The sequence below is a fragment of the Microbacterium proteolyticum genome (assembly GCF_029639405.1).
Classification (GTDB): Bacteria; Actinomycetota; Actinomycetes; order Actinomycetales; family Microbacteriaceae; genus Microbacterium.
Genome location: NZ_CP121274.1, coordinates 2,367,133 through 2,385,865, shown reverse-complemented (window position 1 = coordinate 2,385,865; position 18,733 = coordinate 2,367,133). Strand labels below are relative to the sequence as shown.

The following is an 18,733-nucleotide window of genomic DNA, read 5'->3' as shown; positions in this document are numbered from 1 at the left end:
CGCTCAGGACGACGCGCGCTGACGCTGGCGGTCCCCGCGCGTGGGCAGCTCGACGTAGCCCTCGTGCTTGGCGAGGATGCCGTCGCCGGCGGTCCGGCCGCGGATGCGGCGCCACACCCAGGGCAGGGCGTCGCGCGTGAGCCACCCGCCCTGCGGCACCTCGTCGTCGGCGTGCAGCGCCTCGTCGAGGCCGGAGAGCTCCCCGGCGTCGGGCACGCCCAGCGCCTCGGCCGCGCGGTAGGCGACGAGGCGATGGCCGCGCGAGCGCAGGTGCACCAGGTCGTCGGCCCAGAGCGACAGGTCGCCGATCTCGGCGACGGCCTCGAGGTCGAGCAGGATCGCGCCGTGCGTGCGGGCGATCCGACGGAGTTCGACGTTGTACGCGGCGAACCGTCGGGCGAAGATCCGCGCCGCCGTCCGCCGCGGAAGGAACGTCGTCACGAGCAGCACGTCGGCGCCGGTGCGACGGACGGCACGCACGGCGGACTCCACCTCGGCCACGAGAGCCGGGATCACCGGGGCGGGACCGACGAGGTCGTTCGCGCCGATGAGGATCGACACGAGGTCGGGCTGGAGCGCCAGGGCGGCGGGGATCTGCTCGTCGATGAGGTGCCGCACCCGGCGGCTGCGCACGGCGAGGTTGGCGTAGCGGAACGGCCCGTCGTCACTGGTGTGGGCGAGGAGCTCCGCGAGGCGGTCCGCCCACCCGCGGAACTGACCCGACGGCATGCGCGAGGCATCGCACAGCCCTTCGGTGAGCGAGTCGCCGAGGGCGACGTAGCGCGTCCAGCGCCCACGGGCACGGGGCGCCGGCACCTCGGGACGCTCTCCCCCGCGCACGAGCATGCCCTCGTCACGGGCGCGCAGCGCGGCCGCCTCGCGGTAGTGCCCGACGAGGTCGCGGGTCAGGGCCTCCCACGTCCGGCCCGCGACGGCGTCCCGGGCCGCGCGCGCGAACGCCTGCCGCTTGGAGTCGTCGCCGACGAGGTCGGCGACGCGCGCCCGGAGGTCGTCGAGGTCGCCCGGCTTGTACAGCCAGCCGTCCACGCTCGAGCGCACCAGGTCCAGCGGCCCGCCGACACCGGTGGCGACCACCGGCACGCCGCTGGCGAGAGCCTCCTGGATCGTCTGGCCGAAGGTCTCGCTCTCGCCGGGGTGCACGAACACGTCGAAGCCCGCCATCGTCCGCGCGAGGTCGGCCCCCGACAGGTGTCCGGTGAAGACGGCATCCGGGATCGCCTTCTCCAGAGCCGGACGCGAGGGGCCATCTCCGACGATGACCAGGCGCGTCCCCGGCAGGTCGGCGAGCGCACGCAGGTCGTCGACCTGCTTCTCGGGGGCGAGGCGGCCGACGTATCCGACGATGCGTTCACCGCCGGGCGCGACCGTGGCGCGCCACGTCTGATCGCGGTGCTCGGGTGCGAAGCGGACGGCATCCACTCCCCTGCCCCATCGGCGGATGCGGTCGACGCCGAGCTCCTCGAGCTGGCGGGTGGATGCCGACGACGGGGCGAGCGTCAGGGTCGCCCGGCGGTGGAGGCGGGTGACGTGCCCCGCGACCAGCGCGGTGGCCTGGGGCAGGCCGTACTTCTGGGCGTAGGAGATGACGTCGGTCTGGTAAACGGCGACCGAGGGGATCTTGAGGGCCTCGGCGGCCGCGAGTCCCTGCCAGCCCAGGACGAAGGGGGATGCCAGGTGCACGACGTCGGGACGGAACTCCCGCAGCAGCGCACCCAGGCGCGCGGCGCGGGCGAACACCACCCGCACCTCGGGATAGGACGGCAGCGGCACCGAGCGCAGCAGCTCGGCGCGGGCGCCGTGCAGATCGGCGGTGACGTCTCCGGACTTGGGGGCGATCACGAGGGTCTCGTGACCAGCCTCCGCCAGATGACGGAGGACGTGCAGAACGGAACCGGTGACCCCGTTCATGTGCGGGAGGAAGGACTCGGCCAGCAGCGCGACTCTCACGCTTCCAGGGTGGGACCCGGGACCCCGCCGCGGCGTCGATCAGGGCCCGACGTTCGCGATGTTAACCGGATGCTCCGCGGCGGGTCACCGCCCCGTCGGCATCCCGTCTCGATCCGCGACGGAGAGTGACGTGATGGACGGGATCGATGCGTGGCTCGGGCTGATCGCGGCGAGCCCGTGGGCGCTGCCCGCGATGGCGGCCCTCGTCTTCGCCGACGCGTTCCTCGTCGTCATCCCGGGCGAGGCGGCCGTCACCGCGTTCGGCGCGCTGGCGGTGGCCCACGGCACGCCCCCGCTCTTCGCCGTCATCCTCGTCGCGGGGGCGGCGGCCTTCTGCGGCGACCTCTGCTGCTACCTCGTGGGACGCGCCGTCGGTGTCGAACGCTGGGCCTGGATGCGCGGGCCGCGCGTCCGCACCGCTCTGGAGTGGGCGCGTGTCCGACTCGAACGCAACGCCGCCGTCGTGCTGTTCACGGCGCGGTTCGTGCCGTTCGCCCGACTCGCGGTGAACCTCGCGGCGGGCGCCGCGCGGGTGAACCCGGCGCGCTACCTCGGGGTGGCCGCGGTCGCCGCGATGGCGTGGGCCGCGTACCAGGCCGTGATCGGCGCCGTCGTCGCCGCGCTCGTCCCGGGCGGACCGGTGGTCGCGGTGATCGTCTCGATCGTGGTGGCCGTGGGGATCGGAGTGGGCATCGACCTCGTCCTCGCCCGCCGGGCGCGGAGGCGGGCCGCGCGCGACATCGCCGCGTAGTCCGCGGGCTCAGCGCAGCGCGAGCGTGCGCTCCGCGGCATCCACGAGCTCGTCGCCGTAGGCGGGCCCGTGCCCGGCCGCGTGGACGGCGAGCGGATGCAGCTGGTGCAGGGGCACGCGCTCCCGCCACCCGGCGCTGAGCGGGTGCCGCCGGTCGTACGCGGCCAGGACGCGGTCGAGGAACGGGCAGCCGAACAGCGCGAGCATCGCCAGGTCGGTCTCGCGGTGCCCGCCGTGCGCCGCAGGGTCGATGAGCACCGCACCATCGGGCGACCACAGGACGTTGCCCGCCCACAGGTCGCCGTGCAGTCGGGCGGGGGCGTCGTCGTCGTCGAAGGCTCCGGCGGCGATCAGCGCGCACGCCTGCCGCACGACCTCGGCCCCGGATGCCGAGAGGTTCCCCGCCGCGATGGCCGGGGCGAGGAACGGCTCGACGCGCTGTGCGGCGTAGAAGGTCCCCCACGTCGCTTCCGGCCGCGCCGGCTGGGTGCGCCGACCGATGAAGATGTCACCCATCCACCCCGGCGGCGGCGAGCCGAAGGCGGGGGCGCCGGCGTCGTGGGTCGCGGCGAGCGCGGCGCCGAACTCTTCCGCCTCGGCCGCGGTGGGGCGCACGGTCTGCACGCGCTCGAGCACGATGCGCGTCGGCCCGCTGTCGAGGACCTCCACCGTTCGGGCGCCGCCCGCGGCGGCGAGCCAGCGCAGCCCGGCCGCCTCCGCCGCGAAGAGTCCGTCCGGCGCGTCGTCGCGGGACTTCACCAGCCGTTCCATCGCCCCAGTCTGTCGCGATGTCGGACGCCCGGGGCACGATAGGGCGATGAGCGACGGTTTCGACCCCGACTTCCTCGGCATCCCCCTGCCCCTGCCCTCCCCCGCCGTCGAGACGATCCGGCTCGACTACCCGCGGTTCTCCGTGCTGCTCGACCCGGAGCGCCGCTTCGCCGCCGTGACGGGGGTGGTCATCGACGGAGCGACCCTTCTCGACCTCCCCCGCTTCGGCGAGTGGCGGCTCGATCCCCGGGCGCCGGAGTCGGCGCAGGCCGGTCCCGAGGTCTACAGCCGCAACGATCTCGACCGCGGCCACCTCGTCCGGCGTCGCGATCCGGGGTGGGGGTCTCCCGACGACGCTCGGGATGCCACCGCCGCCACGTTCTTCTACACCAACGCCGCACCCCAGGCGGCCGACTTCAACCAGTCCAAAGAGCTCTGGCTCGGCCTGGAGGACCACGTGCTCGCCTACGCCGAGAGCACCGATCAACGGCTGGCGGTGTTCACCGCGCCGGTGCTCGGCCCGGACGACCCGCCCTACCGCGGCATCCGGGTGCCCCTGCGGTTCTGGAAGATCGCGGCGTGGCGCTCGGCCTCGGGCCTCGCCGCCGCCGGCTTCGTGCTCGACCAGACATCCCTCGTCGACACGGCACAGGGGCTGCGGGTGCCGCCGCTCGGCGCGTTCCGCACCTTCCAGGTGCCGATCGACGACATCGCGGCCGCGGCGGGCGTCGATGTCGGGCCGCTCGCCGGGGCGGACGTCCTCGCGCGACCCGGTGTGCGCCCCGTCGGGGTGCGCGAGCTGCACGACGCGGGCGACATCGTGCTCTGAGCCCTCGTCGCGCGGACGGGTTCAGCGCACGCGCACCGCGTGCAGCAGTGTGTCGATCGCGGCGTGCGTATGGCCCCCGCGCAGTTCCGCATCGCCGGTGCCGCGGACCACGCGTTCGCAGCGCTCGATGCGGAATCGTTCGTCGAGCGCGCCCCGGAGCAGCTCGGGCGTGTAGAGGATCGCCGGGTCGGACGGTCCGTGACCCCCGGCCGCGATGTTCTCGACGTCGTGTCCCACGACCACCAGCGTGCCGCCCACACCGACCCATCCGGCGACGCGCGCGATCGCGGCGGCGTTGTCGTGCAGATGCAGGTAGCACGACACCACCAGATCGGCGGATGCCACGGGCTCCCACGCGTGGACGTCGGCGCGGACCCACGTCACGGCGTCACCACCGGGTCGTGCGGCCGCGATCCCGAGGGCCTCGGCCGAGAAATCGACCCCGGTCACCGCCCATCCCCGTGCACTGAGCCCCAGCGCGGTGCGCCCGTCCCCGGTGGCGACGTCGATCGCGGTACCCGGGCGGAGCGTGTCGGCGATCTCGCGGACCACGGCGGGCGGCTCGCTCGCCCATACCCCTCCGGCCGAGGCTCGATAGCGCTCGTCCCACTGCGCGGCATCCATGCCCTCACCCTAGGGCCGCCGCGGAAGCTCGGTGATCCGTACGACGTCGGCCGCAGCGCCCGGCCGCACAACCTCAGCGATCTGCAGGTCCTCAGCCTGATCCGCGCAATGGCACCGAGGTTGCGCGACTCCCCGAGCCGGCGCCGCCCGCACAGCACGAAGCCCCGCCGTCCGCGAGGACGACGGAGCTTCGAAGGGCGGTCACTCGCCGGAGAGACCCCCGAGCAGGTGGCCGAAGGACTTGCCCGCGCCGAGGTACGACGACGGGTCGTACGGATCGGCATCCTGCACGGGCTCCCGCGCGGCGATCGCGTCGGCGAACTCTCGCGCGGCTCGGTCGACACGTGCCCCGAGGGGGGCGACCTCGTCGGCGTTCGACCCCCAGTCACTGGATGCCGCGAACACCCCGGTCGGAACCGGATTCGCGTGCAGGTAGGTGAACAACGGCCGGATGGCGTAGTCGATCGCGAGCGAGTGCCGCGCGGTCCCCGCGTTGGCGCCGATGAGGACGGGCGTCCCGGTGAGCGCCTGCGGGTCGAGCACGTCGATGAACGACTTGAACAGACCCGAGTAGCTCGTCGAGAAGATCGGGGTCACCACGATGACGCCGTCGGCGGAGACGACCGTGTTGATCATCTGCTCGAGGGCGGGCGGGGCGAATCCCGTCAGCAGGTTGTCCGTCAGGTCGTGGGCGTAGTCGCGCAGTTCGAAGACGTCGCTCGTGGCCTCGATCCCCCGCTCGCGGAGCTCGGCGAGCGCCGCGTGCGCGAGCCGGTCGCCCAGCATGCGCGTCGAGGAGGGGGTCGACAGCCCCGCGGTCACGACCGCGATACGGCGGGCGGCCATCTCAGGCACCCACCTTCGTCGCCGCGGCGCCGAAGGCGCTGCCGGCCTTCTTCGAGGCATCCTGGTACGGGCTTCCCGCGGTCAGGTTGTCACCGCGGTTGGCGGCGGGGACGGCCTGACGGGGAGCGGCGCCCGCGTAGATCTTCTCGACGAGGTTCGCGTGCGTCGGGGCGTCGGGCACCTCGGCCGGACGGTTCTTCTGCAGCTCCTTGCGCAGGACGGGCACGACCTCGCCGCCGAGGATGTCGAGCTGCTCGAGCACCGTCTTGGTCGGGAGACCGGCGTGGTCGATGAGGAACAGCTGACGCTGGTAGTCGCCGAACGTCTCGCGCATCGCGGCGTACCGGTCGATGATCTGCTGCGGCGAGCCGACGGTCAGCGGGGTCATCTCGCTGAAGTCCTCCAGGCTCGGGCCGTGGCCGTAGACCGGGGCGTTGTCGAAGTACGGGCGGAACTCCTTGACCGCGTCCTGCGAGTTGGACCGCATGAACACCTGGCCGCCGAGGCCGACGATCGCCTGCTGGGGCGTGCCGTGGCCGTAGTGGGCGTAGCGCTCGCGGTAGAGGGCGATGAGGCGCTGGTAGTGCTCCTTGGGCCAGAAGATGTTGTTGGCGAAGAAGCCGTTGCCGTAGAACGCGGCCTGCTCGGCGATCTCGGGCGTGCGGATCGAGCCGTGCCACACGAACGGGGGAACGCCGTCCAGCGGACGCGGGGTCGAGGTGAAGCCCTGCAGCGGGGTGCGGAACTTGCCCTCCCAGTCGACGACGTCCTCACGCCACAGCTTGTGGAGCAGGTCGTAGTTCTCGATGGTCAGCGGCAGGCCCTGACGGATGTCCTTGCCGAACCACGGGTAGACGGGGCCGGTGTTGCCGCGACCCAGCATGAGGTCGGCGCGGCCGCCGGACACGTGCTGCAGCATCGCGAAGTCCTCGGCGATCTTCACCGGGTCGTTCGTGGTGATGAGGGTCGTGGAGGTCGTGAGGATCAGCCGCTCGGTCTGGGCGGCGATGTACGCGAGCGTCGTGGTCGGCGACGACGACCAGAACGGCGGGTTGTGGTGCTCGCCGAGGGCGAAGACGTCGAGGCCCACCTCTTCGGTGTGCTTGGCGATCGTGAGCGTGTCCTTGATGCGCTGGGCTTCGCTCGGGGTCTTGCCGGTGGTCGGGTCCTGGGTGATGTCGCTCACCGTCATGACACCGAACTGCATCCCGGGCCAGTTGTTCGTCTCGTTCACGATGCCACTCCTTTTTGTATGCATCTGAATATACATCGTGAAACGCACGGGCGCGAGATCTATTCCCGGGGTCCTCGGCATCCCCTGGTCGGTCCGAACAAGCGATCTGCGCCGGAGAACGCGGGGAGAACGCGTTTTCCGGCGCAGAGAGCGTGGACGACGGGATGCCGGACTCGTCAGGAACCGAGCAGTCCCGCGCCGATCGACTGGCCCGCCACCGGGGCCGGGGGCACCGCCCACAGGCCCGAGCCGACGTGCTTGAGGTACTCACCCATGGCATCCGTGGCGAGGGAGCGCTGCAACCGGATGAACCGGTCGGGGCTCCGCTGGAACGACAGGAAGAACAGTCCCGCGTTCAAGCGCCCGAGGTCGGTGGTGCCGTCGACGAAGTTGAAGCCGCGGCGGAGGATGCGGATGCCGTCGTTCATGTCGGGGTGGGCGAGACGCACGTGGCTGCGCGCGTCGATGCGGGACTTGCCCGCGGCATCCGTGGCCGCGAAGTCCGGGGCGGTGAACTCGTCACCACCGGACAGTGGAGCCCCCTGCGCCTTGTCGCGCCCCACGACGCGGTCCTGCTCGGCGAGGCGGGTGCGGTCCCACGTCTCGATCAGCATCGCGATGCGCCGCGCGACGAGGTACGACCCGCCCGTGAGCCACGCGGGCCCCTCGGATGCCGGGACCCACACGTTCTCCTCCAGCGCCGCCGCGTCGTTCGCGAGGATGTTGGCGGTGCCGTCCTTGAACCCGAAGAGGTTGCGCGGGGTGGACTGGTCGCTCGTGGTCTTGGAGGTACGGCCGAACCCGAGCTGCGACCAGCGGATGCTCGCACGGCCGAAGGCGATGCGACTGAGGTTGCGGATCGCGTGCACCGCCACCTGGGGATCGTCGGCGCACGCCTGGATGCACAGGTCGCCGTCGGACCGTTCCGGGTCGAGGTCGTCGCCGAGGAAGGCCGGAAGGCGCTCGAGTCCTGCGGGACGCTGATCGGCGAGTCCGAAACGGTCGTCGAAGAGCGACGGCCCGAAACCGAACGTGATGGTGAGGTTGCTCGCCGGCAGACCCAGCGCCTCGCCGGTGTCGTCCGGCGGCGCCTCGGGCGACCCGCCGACGGCGCCGGTCGCGCTCACCTCGAGCCCCTGCATCATCCGCGTCGCCGCGTACGTCCAGTCCGCGAGCAGGGAGGCGACGTCCTCGCGGGTGGTCCGCGCCATCATGTCGTACGCGGCGAAGTGCAGGTGCTCCTGCACGGGGGTGGTGATTCCGGCCTGATGGATGCCGGAGGCCGGGGCCACGGCATCCATCGCCTGTCGTGTCTGCTCCTGGCCGTAGGCTGCGCCACCGGCGAGACCCGCACCCGCGCCGACGACGAGGCTCGTGGCGCTCGCCCCGATGGCGAGGCCGATCAGGTCGCGACGGGACACCCCGGCGGCGGCGGTTCCGTCGGCCGGGGTCGTGGCATCCCTCTCCGTGTGCTCCTGCGTCACCGTCACTCCAGAACGGTCACGGTGAGCTGCGAGAGCGGCTCGGCCAGGGCGTTGATGAGGTCGGTGAGCTGACGCTTGTCGTCCTCGGTGAGCTGCGAGTAGGGCACGAAACCGGCGTCGGCGGAACCGTGAGCGGCGAGCGCCGCCTCGAGGTCGGCGTATCCGGAGTCGATCCGGGTCACGAGCGAGGCGCCCTTGTCGCCCTTGGACTCGGCGAAGTCGCGCACCAGCGAGAACGCCATCTTGGAGCCCTCGACGTTCGCGGCGAAGTCGTAGAGATCCGTCCCCGACCACCAGTCCTCTTCGCCGCTGATCTTGCCGGTCGCGACCTCGTCGAGCAGCGCGATCGCGCCGTTGGAGATCCCCGCGACGCCCTGATCGGTGAGGGCCTGCTCGAAGGCGTCGGAGTGGACGTAGTCGTACAGCTCCTGCGTGTCGGCGACCAGGGTCTGGCCGTACGTCGCCCGCTCGGTCGGGGTGGACGGAGCCCAGTCCTGCCACGCCGGGGTCTCGCCGTCGGCGTTCAGGGCATCCTGCGCCGGAACCCAGAGGTCCTTCTCGATGCGGTGGAACCCGGTCCACGCCAGCCCCTCGGCGACGGCGTCGACCTCGCGGTAGTCGATGCGCGGGTCGAGGTCGCCGAGCGCCTCCGCGATCGGCTCGATGCGCTCGTAGAACGCGCGGACCCGCGGGTACTGCTGCTGCGCCGCCGCGTCGTCGCCGGACTCGTAGACGGCGGCGAAAGCCTGCACCGCGGGGAGCAGCTGTCCGACCTGATCCTTGACGAACGCGGCGTACAGGTCGATCGCCTGCTGCTTCTGTTCGGCATCCGCGCCGTCGACGGCGACCGCGTCGCCCGTGACCGTGAAGGCGGCCTTGCCGACGCCGTCCCCCACCATGCCGGGCTTGCAGAGCGTGAAGTAGTCGCCCGGCTGCGCGGTGACCGTGAGGCTCCGCGATGCTCCCGGGGCGACGTTCTCGACCTCGCCGACGATGCGCAGACCGTCGGAGGCGAGCAGGTAGAACTCGGTGGTCTGATCGCCCTTGTTCACCACGTCGAACGCGAGCGTGCCGCTGGTCGCGGTCGCCGCGGAGACATCGCAGCCGTCGGCCGTCGAGGTGACGGTGAGGGCTCCGGTGGCGGCGGCGTCGGTCTTGGCGACGCAGCCCGAGAGGACGAGGACGGCCGCGCCGGCCGCGGCCGTGGCCGCGAGGAGGCGAGTCGGGTTCATGATGCTCCGTTCGGATGGGCGACGGATGCCACGGTGGGCGCGGCATCCGGAGTCGAGGCGGCGGCGGTCGAGGCCGGGGAGGCGGCCCGTTCCGGTGCGGCGGCGCTCGCGGGGGCGGCGGGCGTGGCCGGGGCGGGGCGGCGGCCCGCGCGCACGCCGCGGACGAACAGGGGGACGACGACGGCGACGTAGACGACCCACGCGATGACCTGCAGCCAGGTCATCTGGGGCATGAAGCCGACCGTGGCCTGCAGGAGCGCCGCGAGGGTGCTGTCGGGGGCGAGGGTGTTCGAGACGTCGAACGCCCAGCCGAAGGGGAAGCCCGCCCAGCCGACGGCGACGGCTCCGGTGGACGGGTCGATCGGGGCTCCGGCCCCGAACGGGCCCGGAAGCGCACCGGCCTCCTGGAGGTCGTGGAAGGCGTACGCGAGCACGCCCGCCGCGACGATGATCAGGAACCCGCCCGTCCAGGTGAAGAAGCGGCCGAGGTTCAGACGCAGCATGCCCCGCGCGATGAGCCAGCCGAGCACGGCGGCGGTGACGAGACCGACGAGCGCTCCCACGAGGGCGACGGGCTTGTCGCCGAAGCCCTGCACCATCGACCACAGCAGCAGGGTCGTCTCCACGCCCTCGCGCGCGACGGAGACGAAGCCGATGAGGACGAGCGCCCAGACTCCGCCGCGGAGGGCCCGATCGATTCCCCCCTCGAGACCCGCCTTCAGGGACCGGCCGGCCTTCTGCATCCAGAAGATCATCCAGGTCACCATCGCCACTGCCAGGAGCGACAGACCGCCACCGATCAGCTCCTGCGCTTCGAAGGTCAGGGCGTACGCGCCGAACGTGAAGACGGCGCCGATCGCCAGGGCCAGACCGATCGCGAGTCCGACGCCGACCCAGAGACGCGGCAGGGCGTCGCGGCGCCCGAGCTTGGTGAGGTAGGCGACGAGGATCCCCACGACCAGGGCGGCTTCCAGCCCCTCACGCAGCCCGATGAGGAACGGAGCGAAGAAGGAGGCGAGCACGAGCGGACACCGGCTTTCGGGATTCGGAGGGGGAGCCGCGGCGGTGCGGGTAGGTAAGGGCAGCCTCACCTGACTCAGACACATTACGCAATGCGACACGCCTCCCGCACCCCACCGAACGGCGGGATACCCCCGCTGATCGGCGGGGTATCGGTCGTTTGGATGCGTGCAACCGCGCGGCGTCACATTCCGCTCCTCACCCGAAATTCAGTCCTTGATCGGGAGAATCTCACTCCGTGCGCGCGCACGGGCTGCGCTCGGCGTGCGCGCGGTGCCGACGCCGCGTGCGGACCGGTAACCGTCGGCAATATTCGCCCTGGCCCCGGGGGCCCGACTTAGCCTCGGTTCATGTCCGAGCTGAACCTCCCGATCCTCGACCTCTCGCTCCTCGACCAGGGGCCGGAGGCCGCCGCACGATTCCGCGACGAGCTGCGCACCGCCACCCGCGATGTCGGTTTCTTCTACCTCACCGGCACCGGGATCAGCCCCGAGCTGGAGGCTCGCCTCCTCCAGGCCGCGAAGGACTTCTTCGCCCTCCCCGAGGAGGAGAAGCTCGCGATCGAGAACCTCACCAGCCCGCATTTCCGCGGCTACACGCGTGTCGGCGGCGAACTCACCCAGGGTCGTGTCGACTGGCGCGAGCAGATCGACATCGGCCCCGAGCGCGAGGCCATCACCAACCCCGACGGACCCGGCTACAACCGGCTCGTCGGCCCGAACCTCTGGCCCGCGGCGCAGCCCGAGCTCCGCGATGTCGTCACCGAATGGCACGACCGCCTGACGGCGATCGCCCGGACCCTGCTGCGCGCATGGGCACTGTCCCTCGGCGCCGAGGAGGAATACTTCGACCGCCACTTCGGCGACCCGCAGACCCTCATCAAGATCGTGCGGTACCCCGGCAAGGACGACCCCACACCCCAGCAGGGCGTCGGCGCGCACAAGGATTCCGGCGTGCTGACCCTGCTGTGGGTGGAGCCGGGCAAGGGCGGCCTGCAGGTGCTCCGCGACGGCGAGTGGGTCGACGCTCCCCCGGTGTCCGGAGCCTTCGTCGTGAACATCGGCGAGCTGCTGGAGTACGCCACGCAGGGATACCTGACGGCCACGAAGCACCGCGTGATCTCGCCCCGGTTCCCCGACGAGCGCATCTCGGTGCCCTTCTTCTTCAACCCGGCCCTCGACGCGATCCTGCCGATCATCGACCTCCCCGCCGAGCTCGCAGCCGACGCCCGCGGCGTCGAGCAGGACCCGACGAACCCGATCCACGCCACCTACGGCGAGAACGCCCTCAAGTCGCGCCTGCGCGCCCACCCCGATGTCGCCGAGCGCTGGCATCCCGATCTGGTCGCCGCCCGCGCGGCATCCTGAGGCTCCTCCTCGCCTCCCCACTGATAAACGCGATCCACCACGAGAAACACGACGCCATCGTGTTTCTGACCGTGGATCGCGTTTATCGATGGATGCCGCGACCCCGCAACGCCACCGGGGAATGACGAAGGCCGCCCCACACCGTGGGGCGGCCTTCCAAGAATGTTTTGCGCGATTGAACGCTGGTGCGATTAGCGACGCAGACCGAGACGCTCGATGAGCGAGCGGTAACGGTTGATGTCGACATCCTGCAGGTAACCCAGCAGGCGACGGCGCTGACCGACGAGCAAGAAGAGTCCACGGCGCGAGTGGTGGTCGTGCTTGTGGATCTTGAGGTGCTCGGTGAGGTCCTTGATGCGCTGCGTCATCATCGCGACCTGCACCTCGGGGGATCCGGTGTCACCGGGGTGCGTCGCGTACTCTTCGATGATCGCCTTCTTGACGTCTGCTTCCAGTGCCATAGGTGATCCCCTTCCTCTTCGTTGCGCGGCGCCCGACGCCTGATGCGTGGGCTCTCTTTATCCGCGGCCGATCGAACGGCAACCGCATGAGTCTACCAGCATCCGGATGCCGCCACCCACTCGCCCGCGGACCCGTCCATCCCGGGGTGCCGTAGCCTCGACGGGTGCAGATCACCGTCCGCGTGAAGCCCGGCAGCCGGCGCGGCCCCCTCGTCGAGGACGGACCCGACGGTCTCCTCGTCCACGTGCGCGAGCGCGCCGCGGACGGCGCGGCGAACGCGGGCGTCGTGCGGGCCCTGGCCGAGCACTTCGGCGTCCCGGCGCGCGACGTCGAGATCGTGCGCGGCCACACCGCCCGGATCAAGCGCGTCGAGGTCGGAGAGTGAGCCGGGGCAGTGCGCTGATCGACCTGCGCCCGCTCACCACGTCGCCGGCGTTCGCGCGACTGTGGATCGGGTCGACCCTGTCCGGCATGGGCGGGCAGCTCACCGTCGTCGCCGTCATGCTGCACGTGTTCGAGCTCACGCAGAGCACGTTCGCCGTGTCGATGATCGCCGTCGCGGGCCTGGTGCCGATGGTCCTCGCGGGGCTCTACGGCGGCATGCTCGCGGATGCCTTCGACCGTCGCACCGTCGCCCTGCTCGCGGCTTCGGTGACGTTCGTGTCCACCGCGCTGCTGGCCGCCCTGGCCTGGACGGGGATGGAGAACGTGGCATCCCTCTTCGTCCTCAGCGTGATCAACTCGGCCGCCAACTCGATCGTCATGGCCACGAAATCGGCGATCACTCCGCGCCTGCTCCCCCGCGACCTCCTGCCGGCCGCGGCCGCACTGCAGGGCGTCACGGTCGGGATCATGGTGATGGCGGGCCCGGCGCTCGCGGGCGTCCTCGTCGCGTTCGCGGGCTACGCGTGGACGTATTCCCTCGACGTCCTGCTGATGACGTCGCTGTTCCTGGGCCTGTGGTCGCTCCCCCGCCTCCGCCCCGAGGGCGAGATCGTCCGGCCGGGCCTGGAGTCGTTCCGCGACGGCGCCCGATTCCTGCGCCGCGCCCCGAACATCCGCCTGCAGTATCTGCTGGACATCACCGCGATGACGTTCGGTCAGCCGATCGCGCTGTTCCCCGCCATCGGCGCGGTGCTCCTCGGCGGCGGCGCCATCACGACCGGCATCCTGACCGCGGCGATCGCGGCGGGCGCGTTCCTGTCGAGCCTGTTCTCGGGGCCGGTCGGGCGCGTTCGGCGACAGGGCCTCGGGATCGAGCGGGCGATCCAGGTCTACGGCCTGTCGATCGGGGCGTTCGGTCTCGTGCTTCTCGCGGCGAGCCTCGGATGGATGCGCCCGAACGGCACCGGCGAGGATTCCGGCGCCGTCGTGCTCATCGTGCTCGCGGCGATCGTCCTGGCTGTCTCCGGCGCCGCGGACAACGTCAGCGCGATCTACCGGTCGACGATGATGCAGGCGGCGGTCCCGGATGCCATGCGCGGGCGCCTCCAGGGCATCTTCATCGTCGTGGTCGCCGGCGGCCCCCGCGTCGGAGCGCTCTACGCGGGTACTCTCGCGACCCTCACCGCACTGTGGGTGCCGCCTCTGTTCGGCGGCGTCCTGATCCTCGCCCTGGTCGGTGTGCTCGTGCGCCTGTCCCCGCGGTTCCGCGAGTACGACGCGCTGAACCCGACGCCTTAGCGTCAACCACCGGCGGATTCCGGACGTCGCAGTCGGACGCCGCGCGCGATGTCCGACCCCGCACCTAGTGTCGGGAACGTGGCATCCGCTCCTTCCCCCTCCCCCGTCTCGGTCACGGTGCAGTTCGTCCTGACCGGCATTGTCTGGGGGTCGAGCTTCCTGTTCATCGCGGTCGCCCTCACCGGCATGACGCCCGCGCAGGTCGCCGGTGGGCGCTTGCTCTTCGGTGCGCTCGCCCTGGCCGCGGTGGTCGCGATCCGACGGGAACGGATGCCGCGGAGCCCCCGGATCTGGGCGCACCTGTGCGTCCTCGGCGTGACGTTCTGCGTGGTGCCGTTCCTGCTCTTCGCGTGGGCGGAACAGCACGTGTCGTCGGGGCTCGCGAGCATCTTCAACGCCACGACCCCGATCATGACGGCCGTGATGGCGTGGGCGGTGTTCCGGGTCGAACGACTGCGGGCGGGCCAGCTCGCGGGGATCGCCCTCGGCATCCTGGGGGTCGTCGTCATCATCGCGCCGGGCGCCCTCACCGACCTCGGTGGCAGCACGGTCGCTCAGGTGGCGCTCCTCGGCGCCACCGCCTGCTACGGGTTCAGCCTCGCCTACATGCGCCGGTTCCTCTCGAACGCCGGACTCACGGGCATCGCCTTCGCGTTCGGCTACATCGGCCCGGCGGCGCTGCTCATGCTGCTGCTGTCGCCGCTGATCCTCGCCGAGCCGATGCGCCTCACGCCCGCCGTCGTCGCGAGCATCGTCGCGCTCGGCGTCCTCGGCACGGGCCTGGCCTATGTCTGGAACCAGAACACGCTGCGCGCGTGGGGACCGACCCGCGCATCCACCGTGACCTACATCACCCCGGTGGTCGGCGTCGCGCTGGGCATCGTCGTGCTCGGCGAGAAGATCACGTGGAACGAACCCGCGGGCGCGCTCATCGTGTTCCTCGGCATCCTGCTGGTCCAGGACCGTGTGCGGCTCCGCCGCCGCGCCGCCGCCTGATCCCCGCCGTCCGGGCACGACGGAGGCCCCGGATGCCGTGGCGTCCGGGGCCTCGCGGGGGTCGAGCGATCAGGCCTGGAGGGCGAACTGCAGGTCGAGCTCGATGGTGACGTCCTTGCCGACGAGCACGCCGCCGGTCTCGAGCGCGGCGTTCCAGGTGAGGCCGTAGTCCTCGCGGTTGATGACGGTCTTGGCGGTGGCGCCGGCCTTGTAATTGCCCCACGGGTCGGTGCCGAAGCCGCCGAAGTCGATGGCGAAGGTGGCGGGCTTGCTGACGCCGCGGATGGTGAGCTCGCCGTCGACGAGGAAGTCGCCGTTCTCGACGCGGGCGCCGGTGGAGCGGAAGTCCATGGTCGGGTACGTCTCGGTGTCGAAGAACTCGGCGGAGCGCAGGTGCTGGTCGCGGCCCTCGTCCTTGGTGTCGACCGAGGTGACGTCGACGGACGCCTCGACCGTGGCCTCGAGCGGGTTCTCGGGGGCGACGAGGGTGGCGCTCTTCATGCCGAAGGTGCCGCGGACCTTCGAGATCATCATGTGGCGAACCGTGAAGGTCACCTCGCTGTGCGAGGGGTCGAGCACCCAGGTGCCCGCCTTGTAGCCGGGGATCTCGAGCGTGGTCGTGTCGGTCATGTCACTCCTTGAGGTCTGGGGAGCCGGTTCGGCGTCCTGCCGATGTCCAACTCTCATTCATACGAATGTATTCCACGATCGTGGAAAAACACGAACCCGAGGGGGCCGCGGCTCCCTCGGGTTCGTGAACAGGCGATGAAAATGCCGGATCAGCCGACCTTGAGCAGGTCGATGATGAAGATCAGGGTCTTGCCGCCGAGGAAGTGGCCACCGGCGGGACCGTAGGCCAGGTGCGGCGGGATCACGAGCTCGCGGCGTCCGCCGACCTTCATGCCCGGGATGCCGTCCTGCCAGCCCTGGATCAGTCCGCGGAGGGGGAACTGGATGCTCTCGCCGCGTCCCCACGAGGAGTCGAACTCCTCGCCCGATTCGTATTCGACACCGGCGTAGTGCACGGTGACGGTGTCGCCGGGCTTCGCCTCGTCGCCGTCGCCGACGATGATGTCGCGGATGACGAGGTCGGAGGGGGCGGGACCGGTGGGAGCGTCGAACTCCGGCTTGGTGCGATCAGTCATGAGTCCATCCAAGCACGCGGGACGCCGTCGCGAACCCCCTGGACAAGACTCAGCGCCCGGTGCCGCGGCGATGCCTGCGTGTCTCCCGGGCGCTGAGTTGGCCTACATCGATGGTGCTCCCGGTGCCCTCCGGCTGTCAAGACCCTGGGTCACGGCGCCAGCAACGCCGCGCGCGCGGCGGTGGTGCGCTGCAGCAGCGCGCGCTCCTGCCCCGCCGCGGTGGCGTCGCGTCCGGAGAGCGCGCGCTGGCGCGCTGCGGCGAGCGCCGTGGCATCCCGGATGAAGGTCTTCATGACGGCGGAACGGTCGCCCGGCAGCCCGCGCGCCCACGCCACCGACGAACGGCGTCCGGCGCCGGTGGCCAGCATGTCGACCTCCTGCGCGGTGAACCACCCGGCGGCGGCGTACTCGCCCAGTCGCGCCCGGGTCAGCCGCGCCTCCTCCCGGCGGAGCGCCAGGATGCCGAGCACGAACAGCACGAAGAGCGGCACCTGCAGCGTCGCGTACAGCTCGAAGAAGTTGAAGAAGGTCGCGGAGCCGTTCCACAGCGCGTGGAGCACGATCGCGCCCGCGAGCCCCGGCAGGGCGTAGCGGAACGCGGCCCCGGTTCCCAGCGACCGCCGGGCGGCCAGCCCGAACGCGAAACCGGTGAGGCTGGTGAACATGACGTGCGCGAACGGCGAGAGGACGGCCCGCAGGAAGAACACCCCGCTGACCTGGACGGCACCGCCCTCGATGAAGCTCACCGCGAAGTACTGCACGTTCTCGGTGAACGCGAAGCCCGCGCCGATGAGCGCGCCGTAGACGATGCCGTCCACCGGCCCGTCGAACCACCGGCGCGCGCCGACGTACAGCAGCAGCAGCCCCAGACCCTTCGCGACCTCCTCGACGATCGGGGCCTGGACGACCGAGCTGAACACGTCACCCAGGCCTCCCGTGAGGAACGCCAGGAGTGCGTCCACGCCGAGGGCGATCGCGACAGAGGCGATCGCCCCCCACGCGACGGCGAAGGCCAGGAGCCGGCGCGGCTCCGGCTCCCAGCGGTCGATGAGACGCACGGCGAACCAGACGATCACGAACGGCACGACCGCCAGGACCATCCCGACGATGGATGCCGCGGGCCCGAGGAACCGCAGGAAATACAGCACGAGCAGCCCGAGCACGGGCACCAGCAGCGCCGCGACGACCCAGAGGAGCACCCCGTCCCGCCGCGGACGCGCGGGGACCGCCGCGGCCGGGGCGGCGGAGGGCGGGGCGTCGGAGATGCGGGCGGGCTCGCCCGGACCGGGCTGCCACAGCGGCGAGGGGTAGCTCATGCGCACAGCCTAGGGGCGCTCTCCCGGGCGCTCGGGCCGGTTGCGGGGTCGGCGGACGGCTTCTCGCGCCGAGCGGCCCGGTAGCGTGGAGGCATGCGTTTCGCCCACGTCCGTTCCCCGGAGGCGGCCGATGCCCCTCGCCTCATCAGCGTCCACGGCGAGGAGTTCGCGTTCGTCGATGAATTCTTCGCCGGCGCTCCCGCGACCCTCGAACAGCTCATCGCCGGCGGCGACGACCTGTTGGGCCGTGTCCGCGAGGCTGCGGCGGCGGCGCCGCGGCATCCGCTCGACGGGGTCCGATTTGCTTCGGCGGTCCTGGCTCCCCCGACCATCCTCGCCGTCGGCCTCAACTACGCCGCGCACTCGGGCGAGCTGGGACTGAAGACCGATGCCGGCCCCACCGTCTTCGTTCTGTGGCCGAACTCCCTCACGGCGCACCACGAGACGACCTCGTGGCCGCGTTCCCTCAGCGAGGCCGTGGACTACGAGTCCGAACTCGGCGTGATCATCGGGCGCCCCGGCCGCGACATCCCGGAGGCCGACGCCCTCGACCACGTGTGGGGCTACACCGTCGTCAACGACATCACCGCGCGCAACATCCAGTTCTCGGAAGCGCAGTGGTCGCGCTGCAAATCCTTCGACGGCTTCACCCCCACGGGTCCGTTCGTCGTCACCGCCGACGAGATCCCCGACCCGCAGGACCTCCACATCTGGACCGTCGTCGACGGCCACACCGTGCAGGACGCCTCCACCGGGCAGATGGTGCGATCCGTGGCGACGCTCATCCACAAGCTCTCGGAGTCGGCGACCCTGCTGCCGGGCACGCTGATCTCCACCGGCAGCCCCGGCGGTGCGGGATACTCCCGCGATCCGCAGATCTTCCTCCGCGACCGGTCGACGGTCACCGTCGGCATCGACGGCATCGGCGAGCTCACGACCCACTGCCGCATCCTGGACTGAGGCCGCGGCGGGGCGGCGCCGCGTCGGGTCGCCGCCCGAGTCAGG

General features: G+C 71.4%; 19 protein-coding genes. 7 read left to right on the top strand and 12 right to left on the bottom strand.

Annotation, left to right across the window (positions count from 1 at the left end; all coding sequences use genetic code 11):
• Positions 1 to 3: 3 nt before the first annotated feature.
• Complete coding sequence (locus P8R59_RS11975) at positions 4 to 1,968, bottom strand: glycosyltransferase (protein ID WP_278101252.1); 1,965 nt, start codon at positions 1,966 to 1,968, stop codon at positions 4 to 6.
• A gap of 133 nt (positions 1,969 to 2,101) precedes the next feature.
• Here P8R59_RS11975 and P8R59_RS11970 point away from each other — a divergent pair, with 133 nt between their 5' ends.
• A complete protein-coding gene (locus tag P8R59_RS11970) occupies positions 2,102 to 2,719 on the top strand; it encodes a DedA family protein (protein WP_278101251.1) in 618 nt (205 codons plus the stop codon).
• A 9-nt stretch (positions 2,720 to 2,728) separates the two neighbouring features.
• Here P8R59_RS11970 and P8R59_RS11965 read toward each other — a convergent pair whose 3' ends face one another.
• On the bottom strand, positions 2,729 to 3,490 hold the full coding sequence (locus P8R59_RS11965; protein ID WP_278101250.1) for a fructosamine kinase family protein: 762 nt from the start codon (positions 3,488 to 3,490) through the stop codon (positions 2,729 to 2,731).
• 46 nt (positions 3,491 to 3,536) lie between these two features.
• Here P8R59_RS11965 and P8R59_RS11960 point away from each other — a divergent pair, with 46 nt between their 5' ends.
• Positions 3,537 to 4,319 carry a DNA/RNA non-specific endonuclease gene (locus P8R59_RS11960; protein ID WP_278101249.1) on the top strand — a complete coding sequence of 261 codons (783 nt, stop codon included), beginning with the start codon at positions 3,537 to 3,539 and terminating at the stop codon, positions 4,317 to 4,319.
• A gap of 21 nt (positions 4,320 to 4,340) precedes the next feature.
• Here P8R59_RS11960 and P8R59_RS11955 read toward each other — a convergent pair whose 3' ends face one another.
• The 6 genes from P8R59_RS11955 to efeU all read right to left on the bottom strand — a co-directional run bounded on the left by P8R59_RS11955 (position 4,341) and on the right by efeU (position 10,761).
• Positions 4,341 to 4,943, bottom strand: a complete 603-nt coding sequence (locus P8R59_RS11955) for a class I SAM-dependent methyltransferase (protein ID WP_278101248.1) — start codon at positions 4,941 to 4,943, stop codon at positions 4,341 to 4,343.
• Between the two features lie 201 nt (positions 4,944 to 5,144).
• Positions 5,145 to 5,789, bottom strand: a complete 645-nt coding sequence (locus P8R59_RS11950; protein ID WP_077050198.1) for an FMN reductase — start codon at positions 5,787 to 5,789, stop codon at positions 5,145 to 5,147.
• A gap of 1 nt (position 5,790) precedes the next feature.
• The gene (locus tag P8R59_RS11945) at positions 5,791 to 6,996 is read right to left on the bottom strand and encodes an LLM class flavin-dependent oxidoreductase (RefSeq protein WP_139340624.1); all 1,206 of its coding nucleotides are present in this window, start codon (positions 6,994 to 6,996) and stop codon (positions 5,791 to 5,793) included.
• A gap of 203 nt (positions 6,997 to 7,199) precedes the next feature.
• Positions 7,200 to 8,507 carry an iron uptake transporter deferrochelatase/peroxidase subunit gene (gene efeB, locus P8R59_RS11940; RefSeq protein WP_278103819.1) on the bottom strand — a complete coding sequence of 436 codons (1,308 nt, stop codon included), beginning with the start codon at positions 8,505 to 8,507 and terminating at the stop codon, positions 7,200 to 7,202.
• 2 nt (positions 8,508 to 8,509) lie between these two features.
• Positions 8,510 to 9,739 carry an iron uptake system protein EfeO gene (gene efeO, locus P8R59_RS11935; protein WP_278101247.1) on the bottom strand — a complete coding sequence of 410 codons (1,230 nt, stop codon included), beginning with the start codon at positions 9,737 to 9,739 and terminating at the stop codon, positions 8,510 to 8,512.
• Entirely contained in the window at positions 9,736 to 10,761 is a 1,026-nt protein-coding gene (gene efeU / locus P8R59_RS11930; protein ID WP_278101246.1) for an iron uptake transporter permease EfeU, read from the bottom strand. Before efeU ends, efeO begins: the two co-directional genes overlap by 4 nt.
• Positions 10,762 to 11,109: 348 nt before the next feature.
• Between efeU and P8R59_RS11925 the strand changes: the two genes are divergently transcribed.
• Positions 11,110 to 12,126 (top strand): isopenicillin N synthase family dioxygenase, encoded by a 1,017-nt coding sequence (locus P8R59_RS11925; protein WP_278101245.1) that lies wholly within the window; start codon positions 11,110 to 11,112, stop codon positions 12,124 to 12,126.
• Between the two features lie 191 nt (positions 12,127 to 12,317).
• On the opposite strand, the gene rpsO is transcribed toward P8R59_RS11925, so the two are convergent.
• The gene (gene rpsO, locus P8R59_RS11920; RefSeq protein ID WP_013583433.1) at positions 12,318 to 12,587 is read right to left on the bottom strand and encodes a 30S ribosomal protein S15; all 270 of its coding nucleotides are present in this window, start codon (positions 12,585 to 12,587) and stop codon (positions 12,318 to 12,320) included.
• A 164-nt stretch (positions 12,588 to 12,751) separates the two neighbouring features.
• On the opposite strand from rpsO, the gene P8R59_RS11915 reads away from it, so the two are divergent.
• The 3 genes from P8R59_RS11915 (at position 12,752) to P8R59_RS11905 (ending at position 15,267) form a co-directional block, all read left to right on the top strand.
• The gene (locus P8R59_RS11915) at positions 12,752 to 12,973 is read left to right on the top strand and encodes a DUF167 domain-containing protein (protein ID WP_278101244.1); all 222 of its coding nucleotides are present in this window, start codon (positions 12,752 to 12,754) and stop codon (positions 12,971 to 12,973) included.
• A complete protein-coding gene (locus P8R59_RS11910) occupies positions 12,970 to 14,271 on the top strand; it encodes an MFS transporter (RefSeq protein ID WP_278101243.1) in 1,302 nt (433 codons plus the stop codon). Before P8R59_RS11915 ends, P8R59_RS11910 begins: the two co-directional genes overlap by 4 nt.
• 78 nt (positions 14,272 to 14,349) lie before the next feature.
• A complete protein-coding gene (locus tag P8R59_RS11905) occupies positions 14,350 to 15,267 on the top strand; it encodes a DMT family transporter (RefSeq protein ID WP_278101242.1) in 918 nt (305 codons plus the stop codon).
• A gap of 69 nt (positions 15,268 to 15,336) precedes the next feature.
• Here P8R59_RS11905 and P8R59_RS11900 read toward each other — a convergent pair whose 3' ends face one another.
• The 3 genes from P8R59_RS11900 to P8R59_RS11890 form a co-directional block, all read right to left on the bottom strand.
• Positions 15,337 to 15,897, bottom strand: coding sequence for a YceI family protein (locus tag P8R59_RS11900; RefSeq protein WP_022879808.1), 561 nt, complete (start codon positions 15,895 to 15,897; stop codon positions 15,337 to 15,339).
• 149 nt (positions 15,898 to 16,046) lie between these two features.
• Positions 16,047 to 16,412: an FKBP-type peptidyl-prolyl cis-trans isomerase gene (locus tag P8R59_RS11895; RefSeq protein ID WP_077050208.1), complete on the bottom strand. Its 366-nt coding sequence runs from the start codon at positions 16,410 to 16,412 to the stop codon at positions 16,047 to 16,049.
• 149 nt (positions 16,413 to 16,561) lie between these two features.
• Entirely contained in the window at positions 16,562 to 17,728 is a 1,167-nt protein-coding gene (locus tag P8R59_RS11890; RefSeq protein ID WP_278101241.1) for a PrsW family intramembrane metalloprotease, read from the bottom strand.
• Positions 17,729 to 17,821: 93 nt separating this feature from the next.
• Here P8R59_RS11890 and P8R59_RS11885 point away from each other — a divergent pair, with 93 nt between their 5' ends.
• Positions 17,822 to 18,688, top strand: coding sequence for a fumarylacetoacetate hydrolase family protein (locus tag P8R59_RS11885; RefSeq protein WP_278101240.1), 867 nt, complete (start codon positions 17,822 to 17,824; stop codon positions 18,686 to 18,688).
• The last annotated feature ends 45 nt before the right edge of the window (positions 18,689 to 18,733 follow it).

Bases quoted from the DNA above. Each gene is read 5' to 3' on its own strand.
- P8R59_RS11960 (WP_278101249.1), top strand. From the start codon at position 3,537: ATGAGCGACGGTTTCGACCCCGACTTCCTCGGCATCCCCCTGCCCCTG.
- efeO (WP_278101247.1), bottom strand. From the start codon at position 9,739: ATGAACCCGACTCGCCTCCTCGCGGCCACGGCCGCGGCCGGCGCGGCC.
- P8R59_RS11925 (WP_278101245.1), top strand. From the start codon at position 11,110: ATGTCCGAGCTGAACCTCCCGATCCTCGACCTCTCGCTCCTCGACCAG.
- P8R59_RS11900 (WP_022879808.1), bottom strand. From the start codon at position 15,897: ATGACCGACACGACCACGCTCGAGATCCCCGGCTACAAGGCGGGCACC.
- P8R59_RS11885 (WP_278101240.1), top strand. From the start codon at position 17,822: ATGCGTTTCGCCCACGTCCGTTCCCCGGAGGCGGCCGATGCCCCTCGC.
- rpsO (WP_013583433.1), bottom strand. From the start codon at position 12,587: ATGGCACTGGAAGCAGACGTCAAGAAGGCGATCATCGAAGAGTACGCG.
- P8R59_RS11965 (WP_278101250.1), bottom strand. From the start codon at position 3,490: ATGGAACGGCTGGTGAAGTCCCGCGACGACGCGCCGGACGGACTCTTC.
- P8R59_RS11955 (WP_278101248.1), bottom strand. From the start codon at position 4,943: ATGGATGCCGCGCAGTGGGACGAGCGCTATCGAGCCTCGGCCGGAGGG.
- P8R59_RS11970 (WP_278101251.1), top strand. From the start codon at position 2,102: ATGGACGGGATCGATGCGTGGCTCGGGCTGATCGCGGCGAGCCCGTGG.
- P8R59_RS11890 (WP_278101241.1), bottom strand. From the start codon at position 17,728: ATGAGCTACCCCTCGCCGCTGTGGCAGCCCGGTCCGGGCGAGCCCGCC.
- P8R59_RS11950 (WP_077050198.1), bottom strand. From the start codon at position 5,789: ATGGCCGCCCGCCGTATCGCGGTCGTGACCGCGGGGCTGTCGACCCCC.
- P8R59_RS11945 (WP_139340624.1), bottom strand. From the start codon at position 6,996: ATGCAGTTCGGTGTCATGACGGTGAGCGACATCACCCAGGACCCGACC.
- P8R59_RS11895 (WP_077050208.1), bottom strand. From the start codon at position 16,412: ATGACTGATCGCACCAAGCCGGAGTTCGACGCTCCCACCGGTCCCGCC.